Source organism: Pseudoclavibacter sp. RFBJ3 (assembly GCF_002931375.1).
Lineage (GTDB): Bacteria > Actinomycetota > Actinomycetes > Actinomycetales > Microbacteriaceae > Pseudoclavibacter.
Genome location: NZ_PSXZ01000036.1, coordinates 1 through 6,098, shown reverse-complemented (window position 1 = coordinate 6,098; position 6,098 = coordinate 1). Strand labels below are relative to the sequence as shown.

10 tRNA genes and 3 rRNA genes are annotated in these 6,098 nt (G+C 48.8%); all 13 read right to left on the bottom strand.

The features are described from left to right. Positions 1-53: 53 nt before the first annotated feature. Positions 54-130, bottom strand: a tRNA-Pro gene (locus C5E07_RS18960). A gap of 23 nt (positions 131-153) precedes the next feature. Further along, a tRNA-Arg gene (locus C5E07_RS18955) sits at positions 154-230 on the bottom strand. 11 nt (positions 231-241) lie between these two features. Beyond that, a tRNA-Leu gene (locus C5E07_RS18950) sits at positions 242-330 on the bottom strand. 7 nt (positions 331-337) lie between these two features. Continuing rightward, positions 338-412: transfer RNA gene (locus tag C5E07_RS18945), tRNA-Gly, on the bottom strand. Positions 413-415: 3 nt separating this feature from the next. After that, a tRNA-Leu gene (locus tag C5E07_RS18940) sits at positions 416-497 on the bottom strand. 10 nt (positions 498-507) lie between these two features. After that, a tRNA-Lys gene (locus tag C5E07_RS18935) sits at positions 508-583 on the bottom strand. Between the two features lie 3 nt (positions 584-586). Continuing rightward, positions 587-661, bottom strand: a tRNA-Gln gene (locus C5E07_RS18930). A 6-nt stretch (positions 662-667) separates the two neighbouring features. Further along, positions 668-751: transfer RNA gene (locus C5E07_RS18925), tRNA-Tyr, on the bottom strand. 10 nt (positions 752-761) lie between these two features. Then, positions 762-837: transfer RNA gene (locus C5E07_RS18920), tRNA-Val, on the bottom strand. A 9-nt stretch (positions 838-846) separates the two neighbouring features. After that, a 5S ribosomal RNA gene (gene rrf / locus C5E07_RS18915) occupies positions 847-961 on the bottom strand. A 67-nt stretch (positions 962-1,028) separates the two neighbouring features. Next, positions 1,029-3,950 (bottom strand): 23S ribosomal RNA (locus C5E07_RS18910). Between the two features lie 145 nt (positions 3,951-4,095). Further along, positions 4,096-4,172: transfer RNA gene (locus C5E07_RS18905), tRNA-Ile, on the bottom strand. Between the two features lie 98 nt (positions 4,173-4,270). Beyond that, positions 4,271-5,822 (bottom strand): 16S ribosomal RNA (locus C5E07_RS18900). Together the 16S, 23S and 5S rRNA genes with 10 tRNA genes alongside form the textbook arrangement of a ribosomal RNA operon. Positions 5,823-6,098 lie beyond the last annotated feature (276 nt).

Genomic DNA, 6,098 nt, shown 5'->3' with positions numbered 1-6,098 from the left:
TGACCTCCTGCGTGCAAAGCAGGCGCTCTCCCAGCTGAGCTAAGGCCCCGAAGTGGTCGGGAAGACAGGATTCGAACCTGCGACCCCTTGGTCCCAAACCAAGTGCTCTACCAAGCTGAGCTACTTCCCGTATATTAAATTGATAATTTTAAATGGCGCGCCCGATAGGAGTCGAACCCATAACCTCTTGATCCGTAGTCAAACGCTCTATCCAGTTGAGCTACGGGCGCTATATTTAAATTGGTGCCGAGGACCGGAATCGAACCGGTACGGTGATCTCTCACCGCAGGATTTTAAGTCCTGTGCGTCTGCCAGTTCCGCCACCCCGGCAAAATAATGGAGCGGAAGACGGGATTCGAACCCGCGACCCCCACCTTGGCAAGGTGGTGTTCTACCACTGAACTACTTCCGCATATGCGGGTGAAGGGAGTCGAACCCCCACGCCGTAAGGCGCTAGATCCTAAGTCTAGTGCGTCTGCCAATTCCGCCACATCCGCAAGAAAAACATGGTGAGCCATAGAGGATTCGAACCTCTGACCCTCTGATTAAAAGTCAGATGCTCTACCAACTGAGCTAATGGCTCTTATGGCTGGGCTAGCTGGATTCGAACCAGCGCGTGACGGAGTCAAAGTCCGTTGCCTTACCGCTTGGCTATAGCCCAATAAGATGGTGGAGGGGGGCAGATTCGAACTGCCGAACCCGAAGGAGCGGATTTACAGTCCGCCGCGTTTAGCCACTTCGCTACCCCTCCGATATTTAAATGGTGGAGAATGACGGGTTCGAACCGCCGACCCTCTGCTTGTAAGGCAGATGCTCTCCCAGCTGAGCTAATTCTCCAATTTATATGCCTGGCAACGTCCTACTCTAGCGGAACGTCAGTCCAACTACCATCGGCGCTAAGGAGCTTAACTTCTGTGTTCGGCATGGGAACAGGTGTGACCTCCTTGCCATTGTCACCAGACAAATGAATGATTATACATTCAAAACTAGATAGTAAGTAAAGATTTGCGTCGCAAAACTTGAAAAAATTGATTAAGTCCTCGATCTATTAGTATTCGTCAGCTCCACATGTCACCATGCTTCCACCTCGAACCTATCAACCTGATCATCTTTCAGGGATCTTATACGCTAAGTTGGGAAATCTCATCTTGAGGGGGGCTTCATGCTTAGATGCTTTCAGCACTTATCCCTTCCGCACATAGCTACCCAGCTATGCCCTTGGCAGAACAACTGGTACACCAGCGGTGCGTCCATCCCGGTCCTCTCGTACTAAGGACAGCTCCTCTCAAATTTCCTACGCCCACGACGGATAGGGACCGAACTGTCTCACGACGTTCTGAACCCAGCTCGCGTACCGCTTTAATGGGCGAACAGCCCAACCCTTGGGACCGACTACAGCCCCAGGATGCGATGAGCCGACATCGAGGTGCCAAACCTCCCCGTCGATGTGAACTCTTGGGGGAGATAAGCCTGTTATCCCCGGGGTAGCTTTTATCCGTTGAGCGATGGCCCTTCCATGCGGAACCACCGGATCACTAAGTCCGTCTTTCGACCCTGCTCGACTTGTAGGTCTCGCAGTCAAGCTCCCTTATGCCTTTACACTCTATGAATGATTTCCAACCATTCTGAGGGAACCTTTGAGCGCCTCCGTTACCTTTTAGGAGGCGACCGCCCCAGTCAAACTGCCCGCCTGACACTGTCTCCCACCACGATAAGTGGTGCGGGTTAGAAAGCCAACACAGCTAGGGTAGTATCCCACCAACGCCTCCACGTAAGCTAGCGCTCACGTTTCAAAGGCTCCTACCTATCCTGTACAAGCTGTGCCGAATTTCAATATCAGGCTACAGTAAAGCTCCACGGGGTCTTTCCGTCCTGTCGCGGGTAACCTGCATCTTCACAGGTACTATGATTTCACCGAGTCTCTCGTTGAGACAGTGCCCAAATCGTTACGCCTTTCGTGCGGGTCGGAACTTACCCGACAAGGAATTTCGCTACCTTAGGACCGTTATAGTTACGGCCGCCGTTTACTGGGGCTTCGATTCGTAGCTTCGCAGAAGCTAACCACTCCTCTTAACCTTCCAGCACCGGGCAGGCGTCAGCCCCTATACATCACCTTACGGTTTAGCAGAGACCTGTGTTTTTGATAAACAGTCGCTTGGGCCTATTCACTGCGGCTCTTCTGGGCTTGCACCCTAAAGAGCACCCCTTCTCCCGAAGTTACGGGGTCATTTTGCCGAGTTCCTTAACGAGAGTTCGCTCGCTCACCTTAGAATTCTCATCTTGACTACCTGTGTCGGTTTGCGGTACGGGCACCTAATCTCTATCTAGAGGCTTTTCTCGGCAGTGTGAAATCAACGACTCGAGGAAACAATTTCCTCTCCCCATCACAGCTCAATCTTAAGAGTGCCGGATTTGCCTAACACTCAATCTCACTGCTTAGACGTACAATCCAATCGTACGCTTCGCCTATCCTACTGCGTCCCCCCATCGATTAAAACGATTATAGGTGGTACAGGAATATCAACCTGTTATCCATCGCCTACGCCTGTCGGCCTCAGCTTAGGACCCGACTAACCCAGAGCGGACGAGCCTTCCTCTGGAAACCTTAGTCAATCGGTGGACGGGATTCTCACCCGTCTTTCGCTACTCACACCGGCATTCTCACTTCTAAGCGCTCCACATGTCCTTGCGATCATGCTTCAACGCCCTTAGAACGCTCTCCTACCATTGTCCAAAGGACAATCCACAGCTTCGGTAATATGTTTAGCCCCGGTACATTTTCGGCGCAGTGTCACTCGACTAGTGAGCTATTACGCACTCTTTAAATGATGGCTGCTTCTAAGCCAACATCCTAGTTGTCTGGGCAACGCCACATCCTTTTCCACTTAACATATATTTTGGGACCTTAGCTGGTGGTCTGGGCTGTTTCCCTTTCGAACACGGACCTTATCACCCATGTTCTGACTCCCAAGTTAAATTAATTGGCATTCGGAGTTTGTCTGAATTCGGTAACCCGAGAGGGGCCCCTCGTCCAAACAGTGCTCTACCTCCAATAATCATCACTTGAGGCTAGCCCTAAAGCTATTTCGGAGAGAACCAGCTATCTCCAAGTTCGATTGGAATTTCTCCGCTACCCACAGTTCATCCGCTCACTTTTCAACGTAAGTCGGTTCGGTCCTCCATTCAGTGTTACCTGAACTTCAACCTGACCATGGGTAGATCACCTGGTTTCGGGTCTACGACCAAATACTATACGCCCTATTCAGACTCGCTTTCGCTACGGCTCCACATTTTCTGCTTAACCTTGCATCAGATCGTAACTCGCCGGTTCATTCTACAAAAGGCACGCCATCACCCATTAACGGGCTCTGACTACTTGTAAGCACACGGTTTCAAGTTCTCTTTCACTCCCCTTCCGGGGTACTTTTCACCTTTCCCTCACGGTACTGGTTCACTATCGGTCACTAGAGAGTATTTAGCCTTAGGAGATGGTCCTCCCAGATTCCGACGGAATTTCACGTGCTCCGTCGTACTCAGGATCCACTCAAGAGAGAATATATTTTCAACTACAGGATTATTACCTTCTTTGATTCAACTTTCCAGATGATTCGTTTAATATATTCCTTTGTAACTCCGTATAGAGTGTCCTACAACCCCAATAAGCAAGCTTATTGGTTTGGGCTCTTCCCGTTTCGCTCGCCGCTACTCAGGGAATCGAATTTTCTTTCTCTTCCTCCGGGTACTAAGATGTTTCAGTTCTCCGGGTCTGCCTTCTGACAAGCTATGAATTCACTTGTCGATAACACAACATAACTTGTGCTGGGTTCCCCCATTCGGAAATCTCTGGATCAACGCTTACTTACAGCTACCCAAAGCATATCGTCGTTAGTAACGTCCTTCATCGGCTTCTAGTGCCAAGGCATCCACCGTGCGCCCTTAATAACTTAATCTAATATAGTTATTAATCTGTGAGTGTTCTTTCGAACACTAGCGATTATTTTTTATGAATTCAAGCTTATTTAAAACTCTATTCACTCGGTTTTGCTTGGTAAAATCTATTTACTTACTTATCTAGTTTTCAATGTACAAATTTAATGGTGGGCCTGAGTGGACTCGAACCACCGACCTCACGCTTATCAGGCGTGCGCTCTAACCAGCTGAGCTATAGGCCCATTAAAAAATTGAATGTTAAAATAAACATTCAAAACTGAATACAATATGTCACGTTATTCCGTATCATCTCTACGAGATGTTCCGAATATATCCTTAGAAAGGAGGTGATCCAGCCGCACCTTCCGATACGGCTACCTTGTTACGACTTCACCCCAATCATTTGTCCCACCTTCGACGGCTAGCTCCAAATGGTTACTCCACCGGCTTCGGGTGTTACAAACTCTCGTGGTGTGACGGGCGGTGTGTACAAGACCCGGGAACGTATTCACCGTAGCATGCTGATCTACGATTACTAGCGATTCCAGCTTCATGTAGTCGAGTTGCAGACTACAATCCGAACTGAGAACAACTTTATGGGATTTGCTTGACCTCGCGGTTTCGCTGCCCTTTGTATTGTCCATTGTAGCACGTGTGTAGCCCAAATCATAAGGGGCATGATGATTTGACGTCATCCCCACCTTCCTCCGGTTTGTCACCGGCAGTCAACTTAGAGTGCCCAACTTAATGATGGCAACTAAGCTTAAGGGTTGCGCTCGTTGCGGGACTTAACCCAACATCTCACGACACGAGCTGACGACAACCATGCACCACCTGTCACTTTGTCCCCCGAAGGGGAAACTTCTATCTCTAGAAGGGTCAAAGGATGTCAAGATTTGGTAAGGTTCTTCGCGTTGCTTCGAATTAAACCACATGCTCCACCGCTTGTGCGGGTCCCCGTCAATTCCTTTGAGTTTCAACCTTGCGGTCGTACTCCCCAGGCGGAGTGCTTAATGCGTTAGCTGCAGCACTAAGGGGCGGAAACCCCCTAACACTTAGCACTCATCGTTTACGGCGTGGACTACCAGGGTATCTAATCCTGTTTGATCCCCACGCTTTCGCACATCAGCGTCAGTTACAGACCAGAAAGTCGCCTTCGCCACTGGTGTTCCTCCATATCTCTGCGCATTTCACCGCTACACATGGAATTCCACTTTCCTCTTCTGCACTCAAGTTTTCCAGTTTCCAATGACCCTCCACGGTTGAGCCGTGGGCTTTCACATCAGACTTAAAAAACCGCCTACGCGCGCTTTACGCCCAATAATTCCGGATAACGCTTGCCACCTACGTATTACCGCGGCTGCTGGCACGTAGTTAGCCGTGGCTTTCTGATTAGGTACCGTCAAGGTGCCAGCTTATTCAACTAGCACTTGTTCTTCCCTAATAACAGAGTTTTACGATCCGAAGACCTTCATCACTCACGCGGCGTTGCTCCGTCAGGCTTTCGCCCATTGCGGAAGATTCCCTACTGCTGCCTCCCGTAGGAGTCTGGACCGTGTCTCAGTTCCAGTGTGGCCGATCACCCTCTCAGGTCGGCTACGTATCGTTGCCTTGGTGAGCCGTTACCTCACCAACTAGCTAATGCGACGCGGGTCCATCCATAAGTGACAGCCAAGCCGCCTTTCAATTTCGAACCATGCAGTTCAAAATATTATCCGGTATTAGCTCCGGTTTCCCGAAGTTATCCCAGTCTTATAGGTAGGTTACCTACGTGTTACTCACCCGTCCGCCGCTAACGTCAAAGGAGCAAGCTCCTCGTCTGTTCGCTCGACTTGCATGTATTAGGCACGCCGCCAGCGTTCATCCTGAGCCAGGATCAAACTCTCCATAAAAATTTATGATGTTTGATTAGCTCATAATACTAAATAGTGTTTGTAACATTTAAGTTACTTTATTGGAATTAACGTTGACATATTGTCATTCAGTTTTCAATGTTCATTTCTTCAACACAAGAATTAATTATACTCGCTATCGATATGAAAGTCAACAACTTTTTTAAATTAATTTTTTTGTGTGTTTAATGTTCGTTGATTTGTTTCGCTCAACAAATAAATACTATACAGGGTTTCTCCCAAATGTACAATGGTAAAAATTACACTACAAAGAGC